The organism is Glycomyces terrestris, assembly GCF_003933745.1.
Taxonomy (GTDB): Bacteria; Actinomycetota; Actinomycetes; order Mycobacteriales; family Micromonosporaceae; genus Glycomyces; species Glycomyces terrestris.
This window is the reverse complement of record NZ_RSEB01000003.1, coordinates 842,278-857,577: the sequence shown is the minus strand read 5'-3', so window position 1 is coordinate 857,577 and position 15,300 is coordinate 842,278. Positions and strand designations below refer to the sequence as shown.

Genomic DNA, 15,300 nt, shown 5'->3' with positions numbered 1-15,300 from the left:
TTACTTCTCGATGACGACGGAGTTGATGACGACCTCGTTCACGGGGCGGTCCATCGGGCCGGTCGGGGTCTTGCCGATCCGGTCGACGACGGCCTTGGAGTCCTCGTCGGTCACCTTGCCGAAGATGGTGTGGCGGAAGTTCAGGTGCGGGGTGGGGCCCAGCGTGATGAAGAACTGCGAGCCGTTGGTGCCGGGCCCGGCGTTCGCCATCGCGAGGAGGTAGGGCTCGCCGAAGTGGAGGTCGGGGTGGAACTCGTCGGCGAACTTGTAGCCGGGGCCGCCGCGGCCGGTGCCGGTCGGGTCGCCGCCCTGGATCATGAAGCCGTCGATGACCCGGTGGAAGATCACACCGTCGTAGTACGGTCCCGAGCCGGGCTGGCCGGTCTCCGGGTCGGTGTACTCCTTGGTGCCCTCGGCCAGGCCCACGAAGTTCGCCACCGTCTTGGGCGCGTGGTTGTCGAGGAGCTCGATGATGATGTCGCCGGCATTGGTCTTCAGCGTCGCCTTGGTCATGGCGTCCATGGTGCCAGACGGCCGAGGTTCGTCCAACTTTCTCCCCCGTTTCCCTCGACGGGTGTCACAGCCCGGTGCACGATGAGTTGTACAGGCACCTAGAGGAGGCATTCACGATGGGCTTCAGCCGACGTTCCACGACTCCCGCCCGGGAGGCAGTGGACCATTTCAAGCACGGTGTGACCTCGTTCAAGGACGCGGGGGTCGCGGCGGCGCGGGGTACGAAGGAGGCCGCGGCGCCGCGGGTCAACGTCGTCCTCGCGAAGGTAGGGCTCCGCAAGCCCCCGGCCCCGAAGTGGCCGTGGGTCGCGGGCGCGATCGGCGCGGGACTGGCGATCGGCGGGGCCGTCGCCTACCTGTGGTACCGGCAGCGCAGTGAGTCGATCGGCGAGCAGCTCCTCGCCGACGAACTGCTCGACGACACCGAGCTCGACGATCGCGCGCTCCAGGAGGAGCTGGTCGACAGCGTCAGCCGCTAGCGCGGCGATCCGGGGGGACGCCGCTCCGGCGAAGGAGCACAAGTGAAGAATCCGGCCGGACGCCGGCCGGTGGCGCCACAGCCGCCGGGCGGGACCGGCGGCCGGGTGATCGGGGATCCGTGCGGGCACGGGTCCCCGCACCCGTTCCAGGGGAAAGACGCCTGGGAAAGGGCAACGCCGGACCGGTGCCTCGCCCTCGGGGGGGAGTGGGCGAGTCCACCGATCCGGCGTCAGGGGGCGGGATAACGGCTACCGCCGCGGCAGGGCCGCGGCCACGCAACCGATTGTGGCTCCCGCCTCGCGTTCTGGGAAGAGCGGTGCGGTGGCGGTTATGCGCCATGGCGTATAACCGCCATCCACTCTCGACGGAACGTCAGATGATCGTCACGGAACGTGCGGCGGCTAGGCGCGGGCGGACTCCACGGCCTTCGCGAGGCGGCGCACGCCCTCGTCGATCCGGTCGGCCTTCACCGCGGAGTACGCCAGGCGCAGGCAGGACTCGCCGCCCTCGAGCACGAAGTCGGTGCCCTTGACGACCTGGACGCCCTCGTCGGCGGCCGCGGCGGCGACCTTCGCGCAGTCGACGCCCGCGCCGAGGTCGACCCACAGGAAGTAGCCGCCGTCGGGGACGACGAACTCGGCGTTCGGCAGGTGCGCGCGCAGGGACGCGGCGAGCTGGTCGACGCGCTCCTCCAAGGCGGCCTTCACGGTCGCGATCGAGCGGTCCAGCGCGCCCGAGGCCGCGAACTGGTAGATCGTGGCCTGCGCGAACATGTTCGGCGCGATGTACGTGTTGGTGGCCGCGGCCGCGATGCGGGCGATCAGGTCGGCGGGGCCGACCAGGTAGCCGGTGCGCAGGCCCGGGCAGACGGTCTTGGAGAACGAGGACGCGTACACGACGCGGCCCTCGGTGTCCTGCTCGAGCATGGTCGGGAACTGCTCGCCGCGGAAGCGGATGTCGAGGTACGGGTCGTCCTCGAAGATCGTGAAGTCGTACTCGCCGGCGAGCTGGAGCAGGCGGGTGCGCTTCTCGCCCGAGAGCGTGACGCCCGCGGGGTTCTGGAAGTTCGGGATGATGTGCGCGAGCGTGGGCCGCACGCCGCCCTTGAGCAGGGCTTCGAGCTCGTCGACGTCGATGCCGTCGGCGTGGAGGCGCACCGGGTGCAGCCGGCCGCGGCGCTCGCGCAGGCCCAGGAGCGTCCGGTCGTAGGTGGGCCGTTCGACGATCACCGGCGAGTCGGGCCGCACGAGCGCGTCGAACAGGAACGCGTCGGCCTGCATCGAGCCGTTGGTGACCAGCACGTTCTCGGGGTTCACGCCGTGCTTCGCGGCGATCCACTCGCGCAGCGCGGGGTAGCCCACGGACGTGCCGTAGCCGGTGGTCCCGGCCGGGTCGGCGTCGAGGGCGGCCACGGCCGCGGCCTTGAGGCCCTCGGTGTCGACGATGTCGAGCGACGGGGCGCCCCGGGAGAAAGAGATGACGTCGGTGTTCGGCATGCCACCAGCGTAAGCGGCCCGCGGGGCGGACGTCGAGCGGCATTGGCCCCGGTCGCGGCGCGTCCCACCCGGCGGCACCGGGAGGGAGTGCCGGTCAGGGCCGGGCAGGGCGCGGCAGGGGCGGGCGGCGGCGCGGTCCGCGCCGCCGGGCGCGCCGCGCGCGATACGGTGCAGGGGAAGGCTGAGACAGCACAGCACCTGCGGCCCGCCGCTCCCCGCGCGGGCCGGGGTAGGAGGAGGACGAATGACGTCGCTCGACCGCAAGCGGGCCCCCTGGCCCTACGATTTCCTTCCCCCGCTCCCGTCGTTCACGGTCGTCTCGGACGACGTCGCCGACGGCGAGACCCTCCCGGCCGCGCAGGTCGCCGGGCAGGACGTGTCCCCGCACCTGGCGTGGTCCGGGTTCCCCGCGGAGACCGCCGCGTTCGCGGTGACCTGCTTCGACCCGGACGCGCCGACCGGTTCGGGCTGGTGGCACTGGATGCTGCTGGGCCTGGACGCGTCGGTCACGGAACTGGCGACGGGCGCGTCCGCCGCGCCGCCGCTCGGCACGATCCAGCTGCGCAACGACTCCGGCGGGGTCGGCTACGCCGGCGCCGCGCCGCCGCCCGGCGACCCCGAGCACCGGTACCTGTTCGCCGTGCACGCCTTGAAGGACCAGGTCGCGGTCGACCCGGCGTCGTCGATGGCGATCGGGGCGTTCCACTTGACGTTCAACGCGATCGCCCGCGCCGTCATCGCCCCGGTGTACCGCAATGCCTGAGGCCGTCGTCCTCGCCGCCGCCCGCACGCCGCTCGGGCGGCGCCGCGGCGCGCTCGCCGGCGTCCACCCCGTCGACCTGGCCGCGCACGCGATGAACGCGGCCCTCGAGCGGTCCGGGCTCGGGCCCGACGCCGTCGACGACGTCGTCCTCGGCTGCGTCTCGCAGGTCGGCGAGCAGTCCTGGAACGCCGCCCGGAACGCGGTGCTCGCCGCGGGCTGGCCCGACGCGATCCCCGGGACCACCGTCGACCGGCAGTGCGGTTCGAGCCAGCAGGCGGTCGCGTTCGCGGCCGCGGCGGTCCTCGCCGGGCACGCCGACGTGGTCGTCGCCGGAGGCGTGGAGTCGATGAGCCGCGTCCCGATGGGGTCGAGCCTCGGCGCCGACGCCGGCGTCCCGTACGGGCCGGTGGTGCGCGAACGCTATGCGGCGCAGGTCGACACGACCGCGGCGATGCCGTTCGACCAGGGCGTGGCGGCCGAGCGGGTCGCCGCGAAGTACGGGATCGGGCGCGAGGCCATGGACGCGTTCGCGCTCGCCAGCCACGAGAAGGCGGCCGCGGCGACCGACAAGGGCGCGTTCGCGGCCGAGATCGCCCCCGTCCGGACCCCGGACGGCCTCGTCGAGGTCGACGAGGGCATCCGGCGGGACACGAGCCTGGAGCGACTCGCCGGGCTCAAGCCGGTGTTCGTCGCGGACGGGTCGGTGACGGCCGGGTCGTCGTCGCAGATCTCGGACGGGGCGGCCGCGCTGGTCATCACCACCGACGAGCACGCGCGGCGGCTCGGGGCGCGGCCGATCGCGCGGATCGCGGCGGCGTGCGCGGTCGGGTCGGACCCGGTGCTCATGCTCGACGGGCCGATCCCGGCGACCGCGAAGATCCTGCGGCGCACCGGACTCGACCTCGACGAGATCGACGTGTTCGAGGTGAACGAGGCGTTCTCGGCGATCCCGCTCGCGTGGCTCGCCGAGACCGGCGCGGACGAGGAGCGGCTCAACCCGAACGGCGGCGCGATCGCCCTCGGGCACCCGCTGGGCGCCTCGGGCGCGCGGCTGGCCGCGACGATGCTCCACCACATGCGGGAGGCCGGGCTGCGGCGCGGCCTCCAGGTGATGTGCGAGGGCGGCGGCATGGCGAACGCGACCGTGTTCGAACTGCTGTAAGGCGGTCCGGAGTGCCGGGAGCGCGGACCGGAGGCCGGGTCGACCGGCGGATCGGCAGCGGTCCCGGTGCATCCGCCTTGAGGGACCCCTGGCGGCGCGTGCGCGCCGGGGGTCCGACTCGTGCTCCGGCCGCGCGGGGCGGCGCGTGCGGGCGCTCAGGGGCGGGTCAGCGCCACTTCGAGAGGACGAGCAGGGCCGCGACCATGCAGGAGAAGCCGACCGCGAGGTTCCAGTAGCCCCAGGCCGCCACCGGGTACGCCATGCCGGAGAGGTAGAACAGCGTGAGCCATCCGATGCCGATCACGATGAGGGCGACGGCGGTGACGGGGACCCATGTGGGGCTCGGCTCGTAGGCCTCGCCCGAGGTCGTGCTCTTCCCGGTGCCCGAGCTCGAGTAGACCTTCTTCTTGCGCATGCGTGACTTCGGCATCGACGACTCTCCAACTGAGGGACATGTCCGGCCCCCAGGGTACCGTCCGCCGGTGACGCGCCGTCCGCGCGGCATCGCGTAGCTCACACACCGGGGCCGGACTGCATGATCCGGGGCCGCCACGGCGTGTAAGGGGTATCGGGCGATCCGGGGCCGCGGCTCCGGGCCCCGTCCCGCCCGGGCTCCGGGCCGGGGCGCTGGGCTGCCCGTTCGGGCGATACTCGCCCTCGCGGGACAACCCTAGGATGGCCTCGCGCGTTATGGTTACAACAGCGCCCGCATGTTCAGCACACGGGCACGATCGAGGGGAATTTCCAGGTGAGCGATCAGGACTGGTCCCCCTTTGCGGACGAGCCGCCGGCTCGCCCGCACCCGCCGCAGGGGCCGCCTTCCAGTCCTCAGGGCGCTCCCGCCGCCGGCCGCCGGCCGCACCCGGGACCGCCCCCGCAGGCGCGCGCACCGCAGGGCCCCGCCGGCCCGCCGACGCAGCCGAGCCCGCCCCGCCCGCCGGGTCCGGGCCGCGCGAGCGTCCCGAACGGCACGGCGAAGGTGCCCGGGTCCGCCCCGTACGGCGCGGGCATGCCGCCCGCCGAGCCGGCCGAGCCCGACTTCGACGCCACGACCGCGCTGCGCCCCCCGAAGCTCGCCAAGGCCCCGCTCGTGCCCGAGCCGGACGGCACCGCGATCCTCCCGGTGATCCCCGCCGACGACGTCCCGGCCCCGCCCGGCGCCGAGAGCGAGGTCCGCAAGAAGCGCACCGTGAAGCGCCACCGCGGCGAGGGCGGCGTGCGCGCCACCGTGCGCGGCCTCGGGGAAGCGCTCATCACGCTCGGCGCGGTCGTGCTCCTGTACGCGGGGTACGAGGTCTTCGGCGTCTCCGGTGAGATCAACAACGAGCAGCAGACCCTCTCCACCGACCTCGACACCATGTGGGAGGCCGAGGAGGAGGGCGACGACGGCAACCCGGTCCCCGAGCTCGGCGACGCGTTCGCGCGCATGTGGGCCCCGGACATCCGGGCCGAGTCGTGGACGCTCGTCGAGGGCACCGAGCCGGCCGACATCGAGTACGCGCCCGGCCGCTACCTGGACGGCGCGATGCCGGGCGAGCAGGGCAACTTCACGCTCGCCGGCCACAACGTGCCCGCGATCTTCCAGAAGATCCGCGACCTCCAGCCCGGCGACAAGGTCGTCATCGAGACCAAGGACTACTTCTACGTGTACGAGGTGCAGGAGCACGTCGTCGTCGACGAGACCCAGGTCGAGATCACCGCGCCCGTCCCCGGCGAGCCCGGCGCCGAGCCCGGCGACGAGGACTACTGGCTGACGCTGTTCACCTGCCATCCCCTGTGGGACAACTACGAGCGGTACGTCGTGTACAGCCAGCTGGTGGAGACCATCGAACGCGACCCCGCCGGCGACCTGCCGGCCGCGGCGATCGACGCGGAGGCCTGACGTGTACTCGTGGATCTGGAGCAAGCTCCCGTTCGGCCTGCCCGGCAAGATCATCGGCTCGCTCGCGCTCGGCGCCGGCGCGTTCGCGCTGCTGTGGTTCGTGCTGTTCCCGGCGGTGCGCCCGCACATGCCGTGGAGCAACGTCGACCCTGCCGGCGGCGTGAACGTCGAGCAGCCCGAGGGCGACGGCGCCTCGCCGACGTGCACGCCCGGCGTCGACTGCCACGACACCCAGTTCGACCCCGACCAGTGGGAGACCGCCGAGTCTCCGACCGCGGAGGACGAGGGGTGACCCGCGGGGCCGCGCCGTGACCGGGGGCGTCCTGGTGGTGGACTTCCGCGACTCGTTCGTCCACACCATCGTCTCCTACCTGCGGGCCCTCGGGGCCCGCGTCGACGTGCGCCGCTCCGACCGCACCGACGTGGCCGAGGCCGAGCGGCTCCGGCCCGCCGGGCTGCTGCTCTCGCCCGGGCCCGGCCGGCCTGACGAGGCCAAGCTCGGCCACGACCTCCTCGACCGGTTCGCGGGCGAGGTCCCGATCCTCGGGGTGTGCCTGGGGCACCAGGTGATCGCCGAGCACTGGGGCGCGGTCGTCTCGCGGGCCGCCGAACTGCGGCACGGCGAGACCTCCCCGATCCGCCACGACGGCGCGGGCGTCTTCGCCGGGCTCGCGAACCCGTTCACCGCCACCAGGTACCACTCGCTGGCCGTCGAACCCGACAGCGTCCGCGACCCGCTGCGGGTGACCGCGACCAGCGACGACGGGACCGTCATGGGGCTGCGGCACCGCGGCGTCGACGTCGAGGGCGTCCAGTTCCACCCCGAGTCGATCCTCACCGAGGACGGCAGCGCCCTCCTCGCCAACTGGCTGCGGCGCGTCGCGGCCCCCGGGGGCGCGTGAAGGCGCGCGGGCCCGGCGTCGAGTGTGGATGCCGCGGTAGCGGACCGTCGTCGCCTAGGCTGGGGGCGCAGGGGTGCGGCCGGGCCGCGCCCGTCCACGTCCGGGGGGACCGCGCATGACCGAAGAGGACTGGCATCCTCGCCGCCGGGGCACCGGCTCCCCGCTCGCCGGGATCCTCCTGCTGCTCGTCGGGGCCTGGCAGGTGTTCATCGGGTACGCGGTGGCGAGCGGCGACTCGTACCTGTTCGCCGGCGGCGGCTACTGGTACCGCGCCGACAACACCGGCTGGGGCTGGGTCAACCTCGCGATCGGCTTGGCCGCCATCGGGATCGGGTTCCTGCAACTGGGGGCGGTGCGGCCGCGGCGACTCGAGCGGCTGCGCCGCGGCGGGTACGCGGGGCTGCTGGTCGCGGTGGTGTCGGCCATGAACCAGTTCTTCCTCGCGCCGCAGTACCCCCTCTGGGCGACCCTTGTCATCGCCGTCGACGTGTTCGTCATCTGGGCGCTCGCCACCGGTCCGGGCGCGGGCCGCGAGCCCGGCGCCGCGGGCGACTAATCCCCGCGAACCGCCCCACGGCCGCATCAGGTCTGAGACGGTGGAGGGATGGGTGGACGCTCGATCGTCAAAGCCGCCAAGCGATACGCCGCGGAGAGCCGCGGCGACACCGCGGCGGCTCTCACATATTACTCAGTGCTCTCGCTGTTCCCCGCGATCCTCGTGGGCACCAGCCTCATCGGCCTCCTCGACGAGGACGCGACCGCGTCGCTCCTCGAGGGCGCCGGGACGCTCCTGCCGAGCGACTCGATGTCGATCATCGAGGACGCCGTCGCGCGGCTCCAGATGAACCCGGCGCGGGCCGGGCTCGTGGCGCTGTTCGGCCTCGTCGCGGCCCTGTGGGCGGCCTCGAACTACGTGGCCGCGTTCTCGCGGGCCCTCAACGCGGTCAACGGGACCGAGGAGACCCGCAAGTGGTGGACGGTGCTCATCGTGCGGCTCGTGCTCACCGTCGTCGTCGGCGCGCTCACCGCGGTGTGCGCGGTCGTGGCGGCCGCCGGCGGGTCCGTGGCGCGCGTGATCGGACGGGCCGTGCACGCCGACGACGCGGCGGTCGCGGTGTGGACGTGGGTGAAGTGGCCCGCGATCACGGTGCTCGTCATCGTGATCGTGGCGCTCCTGTACTGGCTCGCCCCGGCGAAGCGGTCCCGGTTCGGGCGCCGCGCGCCCGGCGCGGCGCTCGCGGTGGTGCTGTGGCTGGCGGCCTCGGCCGGGTTCGGGCTGTACGCGGCCACGTTCGGGAACTACGACAAGACGTACGGCCCGCTCGGTGGCGTGATCGTGTTCCTGGTGTGGCTGTGGATCACGAACGCGGCCCTGGTGTTCGGCTTCGAGTACAACGCGACCGGCGACCCCGCGACGGACACGGCCGGGACGGCCGAGGGCGAGGCGACGGAGCCGAGCGCCGCTGAGCGCTGAAGGCCGTATGCCGTCGCTAACCCCCGCCCTCCCAGAAGGGGGACCGTAGGCACGAGCATTGCCGAAGGGTCCGACAAGAACCGGGGGCCCGGGCCGGAATGTCACCCGAAAAGGGGACACGGGCTCGGGCCGGGTCAGGCGCTTCCCTTGGGCTGCACCAGGCCCGACTCGTAGGCGAACACCACCAGGCCCGCGCGGTCGCGGACCGCGAGCTTCATCATCGCCCGGTGCACGTGGGTCTTCGCCGTGGCGGGGCTGATGAACAGGCGCTCGGCGATCTCCGTGTTCGTCAGGCCGCGCGCCACCAGCGCGACGATCTCGGTCTCGCGGGAGGTGAGCCCGTCGACTTGCCCGGCGAGGCGCGAGGGCGGGTGCGCGACGTACTCGGCGACGAGCTTCGCGGCGATCTGGGGCGACAGGAGCGTCTCGCCGGCGGCGGCCGCGCGCACGCAGCGCAGCAGCTCCTCCGGCTCGGTGTCCTTGACGAGGTACCCGGCGGCGCCGGCGCGCAGGGCGTCGAACACGTACGCGTCGAAGGAGTAGTTGGTGAGCATGACGACGCGCACCCCGGCGAGCCGGTCGTCGGCGGCGATGGCGCGCACCGCGCCGATGCCGTCGCCGCCGGGCATCTCGACGTCGAGGAGGGCGACGTCGGGGAGGGTGTCGGCGGCGAGGCGCACGGCGGTGGGGCCGTCGGCGGCCTCGGCGACCACGGTCATGTCGTCCTCGGCGTCGATGAGCGCCCGGAACCCGCCGCGCATGAGCGGCTGGTCGTCGGCGAGCAGCACCCTGATCAACGCGACTCCTCCAGTTCGGGCTCGGCCGCGGCGGCGGGCCTGGCAGCGCGGCCGGGCGCCGCGGCATCGGCTTCGGCGGCATCGGCTTCGGCGGTGCCGGTTGCCGCGGTGCCGGTTGCCGCGGTGTCGTCGGGGAGGGACGCGCGGACGGTGAAACCGTACTCGCCGGGTCCGACGTGGAGCGTGCCGCCGAGCGCGTCGACGCGTTCGCGCATGCCGGTGAGGCCGCGGCCGGGCACGACCCGGCCGGGCGTGCCGTTGTCGGCGACCTCGACGACGACCGCGCCGTCCTCGCGGGCGACGCGCACCCGCACCGCGTCGCCGGAGGAGTGGCGGACCGCGTTCGTGAGCGCCTCCTGGACGATCCGGTACGCCGCGTGGTCGACCTCGGCGTCGAGCGCCACGGGGCAGTCGGCGCCGCAGTCGATCGCGCAGTCGACCTCGACGGTGAAGCCGAGGCCCCGGTAGCGGTCGGCGAGGTCCTCGACGCGGGCCAGGCGGTGGCCGTCGTCGTCGCGGAGCATCGTGAGGGTCTCGCGCAGCTCCCGGGTCGCGTCCTTCGCGGCCTCCTCCACCGCCACCAGCGCGGAGGGCGGCTCGTCGCCGCGCTTGCGCGCCAAGTGGATCGCGACGCCGGCCTGGACGCGGATGACGGAGATCGAGTGGGTGAGGGAGTCGTGGAGCTCGCGGGCGATGCGGACGCGCTCGTCGGCGGCCTTGCGCTTGACGGCCTCCTCGCGCACGTGCTCGGCCTCGGCCATGTACGCGTCCCGCTGGCGGCGGGACAGGCCGGAGATGAGGGCGACGTGGAGCCAGCCGATGACCAGGAGGGTGCGCTCGACGACCTGGCCGTTCACCTCCCAGCCCGCGTTGTGGAGGTTGCCGAGGGCGGTGACGGCCGAGAGGGCGAACACCGTAGAGACGCTGAGGGCCCGGTAGCCGGTGTACATGGCGACGGCGATGGCGACGAGGGCCGGGACGACCGCGAGGGGGCCGACGCCGAGGGGCCCGGAGGCGAGGACCGAGCCGACGCTGACGACGAGGACGAGCCGGGGGTGGCGCCGCCACAGCGGGAACACCAGGGGGCCCAGCATGAGCGGGAGCCAGCCCCAGGTCGGCATGCCGTCGCGGACGTCCTTGATGAGGCCGGCGGCGAGGGTGTCGGCGAGCATGACGCCGGTGACGACGAGGTCGAGCCGGCGGCCGGAGAGGATCTCGGGGCGCGCGCCGGCCGTCCGGGGCTCGGGGTGCTGAGACATGTGCTCGATTCTAGGGCGGCCCGGGACCTGCGGCGTCGGCTCGCGGTGCAGCTCGGGCGTACCCCGCAGGGTGTACGCCGCTGGGTGCGGTGCTGCGCGGGGGGAGGCCGCGATTGCCGTCTCGGGGCGGACGCGGCGGGGCGCGGCGGCGGGGAGTCTGGAGTGGTGCGGCGGCCGCTGGGCCGCCCGGAGGCTTCAACCGAGGAGGCGCCCCCATGTCCCCCGCAGTCAGGCATGTCGTCCCTGTCGATCCCAAGCTGGCCGACGGCGTCGTGGCCGAGGTGTACCGGCAGGTGAGGAGCGAGCTGGGCGTGCTGGGCCCGGCGGTCACGATGTTCTCGCCGGCGCCGGAGCTGCTCGCGCCGGTGTGGTCGCTGCTGCGCGAGTCGCTGCTGGTCGGCGGCCCGGAGGAGCGGAAGGCGAAGGAGGTGGTGGCGACCGTGGTCGCGGTGCGGAACGGCTGCCGGTTCTGCACGGACGCGCATGCGACGCTGCTGCACGCGGCCGGGGAGCCGGACCTGGCGGAGGGGCTGCGGTCGGGGGTGGCGCCGCCGGAGTGGGCGGCGCTGGCGGACTGGGCGGCGGAGCCGTCGGTGTCGGGGCCGTTCGCGGCGGAGGCCGCGCCGCGGTTCCTGGGCACGGTCCTGGTGTTCGAGCTGATCACGCGTCTGGTGAAGGCGCTGGCGGAGAACGAGTCGCCGAGTCCGGTGCTGACGACGCGGCTGGGCCGGTCGGTGGGGTCGCGGCTGCTGCGGCAGTCGATGGCCGCGGACCTGGAGCCGGGGGCGAGTCTGGCGCTGCTGGAGGAGCGGCCGGACTGGGCCGCGGCGATGACGGTGCGGGAGCCGGCGTGGGCGGCGGGGTCGCCGGTGGGCCGGGCGTACGGGACGGTGCGGTCGATGGCCGCGTACGGGTCGATGCTGCTGTCGGACGCGGCCGCGGACGCGGTGGAGCGGACGGTGGGCCGGCGGGGCGCGGAGGTCGGGGAGTCGCTGCCGGAGCTGGTGGGCGGGGCGGGCCTGCCGCGGGAGGCGGGGCTGGGGGCGCGGCTGGCGGTGGCGGCGGCGCTCGCGCCCGGCGCCGTCACGGAGTCCGATGTGGACTCGTGGCGGGGCGGGGTGTTCACCGACCACTGCGTGGTCCACCTGCTGACGTACGGCGCGATGACCGCCGTGGACGCCGTCCAAGACGAGATCGAAACGAGGAATGTCGATGCTTAAGTTCTATCGGGTGTGGGTCGGGCTGCTGCACGCCCTGATCGGGATCCAGTTCTTCCTGGCCGGGTACGGCGCGCTCGGCACGGGCTCGCCCGACGAGTCGTTCGCCTTCCACATCATGAACGGGCGCGTGATCGCCGTCGTGGCGCTGCTGGGCATCCTGTTCGCGGCCCTGTCGCGGTCGGGGAAGAAGCTCACCGGCCTCGCCGCGGGCGTGTTCGGCCTGGTCGTGCTCCAGTCGCTCATCGCCCTGGTGAGCGTCGCCGGCACCGTGCCGGGGCAGTTCATCTTCGGGTTCCACGCGATCAACGCCCTCATGATCATGGGCGTGGCCGAGGCGTCGGGGCGGCTGGCCAAGCGCCTCGTCGAGGAGCGCAGGGGCGCCGCGGCGGCGGTGCCCGCCGCCGCGTGACGGCCGAGACTTGACAGGAGACCGGGGCCCGCGGCGCGATGCGCCGCGGGCCCGACCCGTTTGGCGGCGCGGCCCGGCGGTGGGATGCTCGGGTGATGGGAACCAGGGTGTGGCGGCGGCGGTGCGCGCGGGTGCTGCTGGTGGACGAGGACGACCGGGTGCTGCTGTTCCACAGCCGCGACTACATGGGCCCGGGCGTGGAGTACTACGTGACGCCCGGCGGCGGCCTCGACGAGGGCGAGTCCCTGGAGGACGGCGCGGTCCGCGAGGTGTTCGAGGAGACCGGGCTGCGGCTCACCGGGGACCTGGGTCCGGTCGTGGCCGAGACCGCCGGCGTCTGGTCCGACGGCCCCGGCCTGGTGATCGAGTCCGAGGACGCGTACTTCTTCGTGCGGGTGCCGCACTTCGAGCCGGCCCGGGACGGGCTCGAGGCGATCGAGCGGCGCGAGTTCACGGCCGCGCGGTGGCTGAGCGCCGCCGAGGTCGCCGAGGTCGACGCGCTGGTGTTCCCCGCGGGCCCCTCGGCCCTGCTGAGGGGCCTCCTGGACGGAGCGAGACCCGCTGCGCCGCTTCGCATCCCATGGGGCGCTTGGACGTGGGACACCGATAGGGGCTGGACGACTACCGAGCGTGCCCCCATACTTGACCGGTGAGCGCGACGAACGAACCCACCCGAATCGACCGGTACGGCGCGCGGTGCATCGTGATCGACGAACAGGACGCGGTCCTGTTCATCGGCCGGTCCGCGACCGCGGAACGCCCCGCCCGCTGGTTCCTCCCCGGCGGCGGCATCGACCCCGGCGAGACCCCCCTCGACGCCGCCGTGCGCGAGCTGTTCGAGGAGACCGGCCTGCGCGTCGACCCCGGCGACGTGGCCGGCCCGGTGGCCCGGCGCTCCTTCAGCCGCGCCCGCGACGGCGCGGTCTTCACCCAGGACAACTACCTGTTCTTCATCCGCGTCGAGCGGTTCCAGCCGCGCGTCTCCGGCGGCGACCCGTACGAGCTCGACCTCGAGTTCCGGTGGATCGGCGTCGACGAGCTCGCCGCCGCCGAGGGCCACGACGCCCCGTTCGACCCGCTCCTGCACCTCATCAAGCGGCTCATCGCCGGCGACGTCCCCGCCGCGCCCCTGCGCCTCGTCCCCGCCGGCAGCCGCACCGCCGACACGTCGGTGAGCTGACGCCGTGATCCCCGAAGGCGACTACCGCACCTCCGCCCGCATCCTCGTCCTCGCCCCCGACGACACCGTCCTCCACGTCGGCGGCAACCGCTGCCGCGAGGGCGTCGAGCGCTGGTTCACCCCCGGCGGCGGCGTCGAGGACGGCGAGGACCTCGCCGCCGAACCGGTCGACCTCGGCGGCTCCTACGGGCCCTGGTTCGTCGCCTGACGCGACGGCGCCCCCGCCCGGTCCGGGCGGGGGCGCTTGGCGTCGCTCAGACCTCGTGCTCGGCGCGGTCGCCCGACCAGTCGGTGTGGAAGGTGCCCTCGCGGTCGACGCGCTTGTACGTGTGCGCGCCGAAGAAGTCCCGCTGGCCCTGGATGAGGGCCGCCGGGAGGCGCCGCGAGCGCAGGCCGTCGTAGTACGCCAGCGCCGAGGAGAAGCCCGGGGTCGGGATGCCGGCGAGGGCGGCGGTGGCGACGACGCGGCGCCAGGCGTCCTGGGCGTCGGTGACGATCTTGGTGAACTCGGGCGCGGCCAGGAGCGTCGGGAGCTCGGGGTCGGAGCGCCAGGCCTCGGTGATGCGGTCGAGGAAGCGGGCGCGGATGATGCAGCCGGCGCGCCACAGGGCCGAGCAGGAGCCGAGGTCGATGCCCCAGTCGTACTCGGCGGAGGCGGCGGCGATCTGGTCGAAGCCCTGGGCGTAGGCGACGATCTTGGAGGCGTAGAGGGCTTGGCGGACGTCCTCGACGAAGGTCTCGGGGAAGTCGGTCTTGGCGCTGGGCCCGGTGAGGAGGTCGACGGCGCCTTCGCGCTGCTTCACGCCGGAGGAGAGGGCGCGGGCGAAGGTGGCCTCGGCGATGCCGGTGACGGGGACGCCGAGGTCGAGGGCGTTCTGGACGGTCCAGCGTCCGGTGCCCTTCTGGCCGGCCTGGTCGACGATGACGTCGACGAGGGGCTTGCCGGTGGCGGCGTCGGTGTGGCCGAGGACCTCGGCGGTGACCTCGATGAGGTAGGAGTCGAGGTCGCCGGCGTTCCAAACGGCGAAGATCTTGGCGAGGTCGGCGGGTTCGATGCCGACGCCGCGGCGCAGGAGGTCGTAGGCCTCGCCGATGAGCTGCATGTCGGAGTACTCGATGCCGTTGTGCACCATCTTGACGAAGTGGCCGGCGCCGTCGGGGCCGAGGCGGGTGCAGCAGGGGGTGCCGTCGGGGGCCTTGGCGGCGATGGCCTCGAGGATGGGGCCGAGGGACTCGTAGGACTCCTCGGAGCCGCCGGGCATGATCGCGGGGCCGAGGAGGGCGCCCTCCTCGCCGCCGGAGACGCCGGTGCCGACGAAGTGGAGGCCCCGGTCGCGGAGGGCGGCCTCGCGGCGGCGGGTGTTCTCGAAGTGGGCGTTGCCGCCGTCGATGATCATGTCGCCGGGTTCCATGAGGGCGGCGAGCTGGTCGATGACGGCGTCGGTGGCGGGGCCGGCCTGGACCATGATCATGGCCTTGCGGGGGCGCTTGAGGGAGGCGACGAAGTCGGCCAGCTCCTCGGAGGGCACGAACGCTCCCTCGTCGCCGTGCGCGTCGATCAGCTCGGTGGTCTTGGCGTACGTGCGGTTGTAGACGGCGACGGTGAAGCCGTGCCGGGCGAAGTTCCTGGCGAGGTTCGAGCCCATCACGGCCAGCCCGACCACGCCGATGTCGGCGGTGCTCATGCCTGTCTCCCTACGTTGCGAAAGAGGTGTGCGCCCCGATTCTCGCCGGTCGGCCCGGCGGCGGGCGCACCACCGCCG

The 15,300-nt window shown here is 73.8% G+C and carries 19 protein-coding genes; 13 read left to right on the top strand and 6 right to left on the bottom strand.

Features of this window, described 5'->3' with window-relative positions; all coding sequences use genetic code 11:
• Positions 1 to 513 carry a peptidylprolyl isomerase gene (locus EIW28_RS13965; RefSeq protein ID WP_125248283.1) on the bottom strand — a complete coding sequence of 171 codons (513 nt, stop codon included), beginning with the start codon at positions 511 to 513 and terminating at the stop codon, positions 1 to 3.
• Between the two features lie 179 nt (positions 514 to 692).
• Between EIW28_RS13965 and EIW28_RS13960 the strand changes: the two genes are divergently transcribed.
• Positions 693 to 992: a hypothetical protein gene (locus EIW28_RS13960; protein ID WP_125248282.1), complete on the top strand. Its 300-nt coding sequence runs from the start codon at positions 693 to 695 to the stop codon at positions 990 to 992.
• A gap of 402 nt (positions 993 to 1,394) precedes the next feature.
• Here the strand turns inward: EIW28_RS13960 and EIW28_RS13955 are convergent, their stop codons facing one another.
• Positions 1,395 to 2,489: an aminotransferase-like domain-containing protein gene (locus EIW28_RS13955; protein WP_125248281.1), complete on the bottom strand. Its 1,095-nt coding sequence runs from the start codon at positions 2,487 to 2,489 to the stop codon at positions 1,395 to 1,397.
• Positions 2,490 to 2,733: 244 nt separating this feature from the next.
• Here EIW28_RS13955 and EIW28_RS13950 point away from each other — a divergent pair, with 244 nt between their 5' ends.
• Positions 2,734 to 3,252, top strand: coding sequence for a YbhB/YbcL family Raf kinase inhibitor-like protein (locus EIW28_RS13950; protein WP_125248280.1), 519 nt, complete (start codon positions 2,734 to 2,736; stop codon positions 3,250 to 3,252).
• Positions 3,245 to 4,414 (top strand): thiolase family protein, encoded by a 1,170-nt coding sequence (locus tag EIW28_RS13945; protein ID WP_125248279.1) that lies wholly within the window; start codon positions 3,245 to 3,247, stop codon positions 4,412 to 4,414. The genes EIW28_RS13950 and EIW28_RS13945 overlap by 8 nt, the downstream gene beginning before the upstream one ends.
• A 166-nt stretch (positions 4,415 to 4,580) precedes the next feature.
• Here EIW28_RS13945 and EIW28_RS13940 read toward each other — a convergent pair whose 3' ends face one another.
• Positions 4,581 to 4,844 carry a cell division protein CrgA gene (locus tag EIW28_RS13940; RefSeq protein ID WP_125248278.1) on the bottom strand — a complete coding sequence of 88 codons (264 nt, stop codon included), beginning with the start codon at positions 4,842 to 4,844 and terminating at the stop codon, positions 4,581 to 4,583.
• Positions 4,845 to 5,423: 579 nt separating this feature from the next.
• Here EIW28_RS13940 and EIW28_RS13935 point away from each other — a divergent pair.
• The 5 genes from EIW28_RS13935 to EIW28_RS13915 all read left to right on the top strand — a co-directional run bounded on the left by EIW28_RS13935 (position 5,424) and on the right by EIW28_RS13915 (position 8,672).
• Positions 5,424 to 6,296, top strand: a complete 873-nt coding sequence (locus EIW28_RS13935) for a class E sortase (protein WP_125248277.1) — start codon at positions 5,424 to 5,426, stop codon at positions 6,294 to 6,296.
• Position 6,297: 1 nt separating this feature from the next.
• Positions 6,298 to 6,588, top strand: a complete 291-nt coding sequence (locus EIW28_RS13930; RefSeq protein ID WP_125248276.1) for a hypothetical protein — start codon at positions 6,298 to 6,300, stop codon at positions 6,586 to 6,588.
• Between the two features lie 16 nt (positions 6,589 to 6,604).
• Positions 6,605 to 7,198 (top strand): anthranilate synthase component II, encoded by a 594-nt coding sequence (locus tag EIW28_RS13925; RefSeq protein WP_125248275.1) that lies wholly within the window; start codon positions 6,605 to 6,607, stop codon positions 7,196 to 7,198.
• Positions 7,199 to 7,313: 115 nt separating this feature from the next.
• Positions 7,314 to 7,754: a DUF7144 family membrane protein gene (locus EIW28_RS13920; protein ID WP_125248274.1), complete on the top strand. Its 441-nt coding sequence runs from the start codon at positions 7,314 to 7,316 to the stop codon at positions 7,752 to 7,754.
• A 48-nt stretch (positions 7,755 to 7,802) separates the two neighbouring features.
• Complete coding sequence (locus tag EIW28_RS13915; protein WP_125248273.1) at positions 7,803 to 8,672, top strand: YihY/virulence factor BrkB family protein; 870 nt, start codon at positions 7,803 to 7,805, stop codon at positions 8,670 to 8,672.
• A gap of 134 nt (positions 8,673 to 8,806) precedes the next feature.
• Here EIW28_RS13915 and EIW28_RS13910 read toward each other — a convergent pair whose 3' ends face one another.
• Together EIW28_RS13910 and EIW28_RS13905 are read right to left on the bottom strand one after the other, a co-directional pair.
• A complete protein-coding gene (locus EIW28_RS13910) occupies positions 8,807 to 9,469 on the bottom strand; it encodes a response regulator (RefSeq protein ID WP_125248272.1) in 663 nt (220 codons plus the stop codon).
• The gene (locus tag EIW28_RS13905) at positions 9,466 to 10,728 is read right to left on the bottom strand and encodes a sensor histidine kinase (RefSeq protein ID WP_125248271.1); all 1,263 of its coding nucleotides are present in this window, start codon (positions 10,726 to 10,728) and stop codon (positions 9,466 to 9,468) included. The genes EIW28_RS13910 and EIW28_RS13905 overlap by 4 nt, the downstream gene beginning before the upstream one ends.
• 215 nt (positions 10,729 to 10,943) lie before the next feature.
• Between EIW28_RS13905 and EIW28_RS13900 the strand changes: the two genes are divergently transcribed.
• From EIW28_RS13900 to EIW28_RS13880, 5 genes are all read left to right on the top strand, one after another.
• Positions 10,944 to 11,948 carry a carboxymuconolactone decarboxylase family protein gene (locus tag EIW28_RS13900; protein WP_125248270.1) on the top strand — a complete coding sequence of 335 codons (1,005 nt, stop codon included), beginning with the start codon at positions 10,944 to 10,946 and terminating at the stop codon, positions 11,946 to 11,948.
• Complete coding sequence (locus EIW28_RS13895) at positions 11,941 to 12,357, top strand: DUF6220 domain-containing protein (RefSeq protein WP_125248269.1); 417 nt, start codon at positions 11,941 to 11,943, stop codon at positions 12,355 to 12,357. Before EIW28_RS13900 ends, EIW28_RS13895 begins: the two co-directional genes overlap by 8 nt.
• Positions 12,358 to 12,452: 95 nt before the next feature.
• Positions 12,453 to 13,010, top strand: a complete 558-nt coding sequence (locus EIW28_RS13890; protein WP_125248268.1) for an NUDIX hydrolase — start codon at positions 12,453 to 12,455, stop codon at positions 13,008 to 13,010.
• A complete protein-coding gene (locus tag EIW28_RS13885) occupies positions 13,007 to 13,537 on the top strand; it encodes an NUDIX hydrolase (RefSeq protein WP_125248267.1) in 531 nt (176 codons plus the stop codon). Before EIW28_RS13890 ends, EIW28_RS13885 begins: the two co-directional genes overlap by 4 nt.
• A gap of 4 nt (positions 13,538 to 13,541) precedes the next feature.
• Positions 13,542 to 13,745 carry an NUDIX domain-containing protein gene (locus EIW28_RS13880; RefSeq protein WP_125248266.1) on the top strand — a complete coding sequence of 68 codons (204 nt, stop codon included), beginning with the start codon at positions 13,542 to 13,544 and terminating at the stop codon, positions 13,743 to 13,745.
• A gap of 46 nt (positions 13,746 to 13,791) precedes the next feature.
• Here the strand turns inward: EIW28_RS13880 and gndA are convergent, their stop codons facing one another.
• Positions 13,792 to 15,222, bottom strand: a complete 1,431-nt coding sequence (gene gndA, locus EIW28_RS13875; protein WP_125248265.1) for an NADP-dependent phosphogluconate dehydrogenase — start codon at positions 15,220 to 15,222, stop codon at positions 13,792 to 13,794.
• Positions 15,223 to 15,300: the final 78 nt, after the last annotated feature.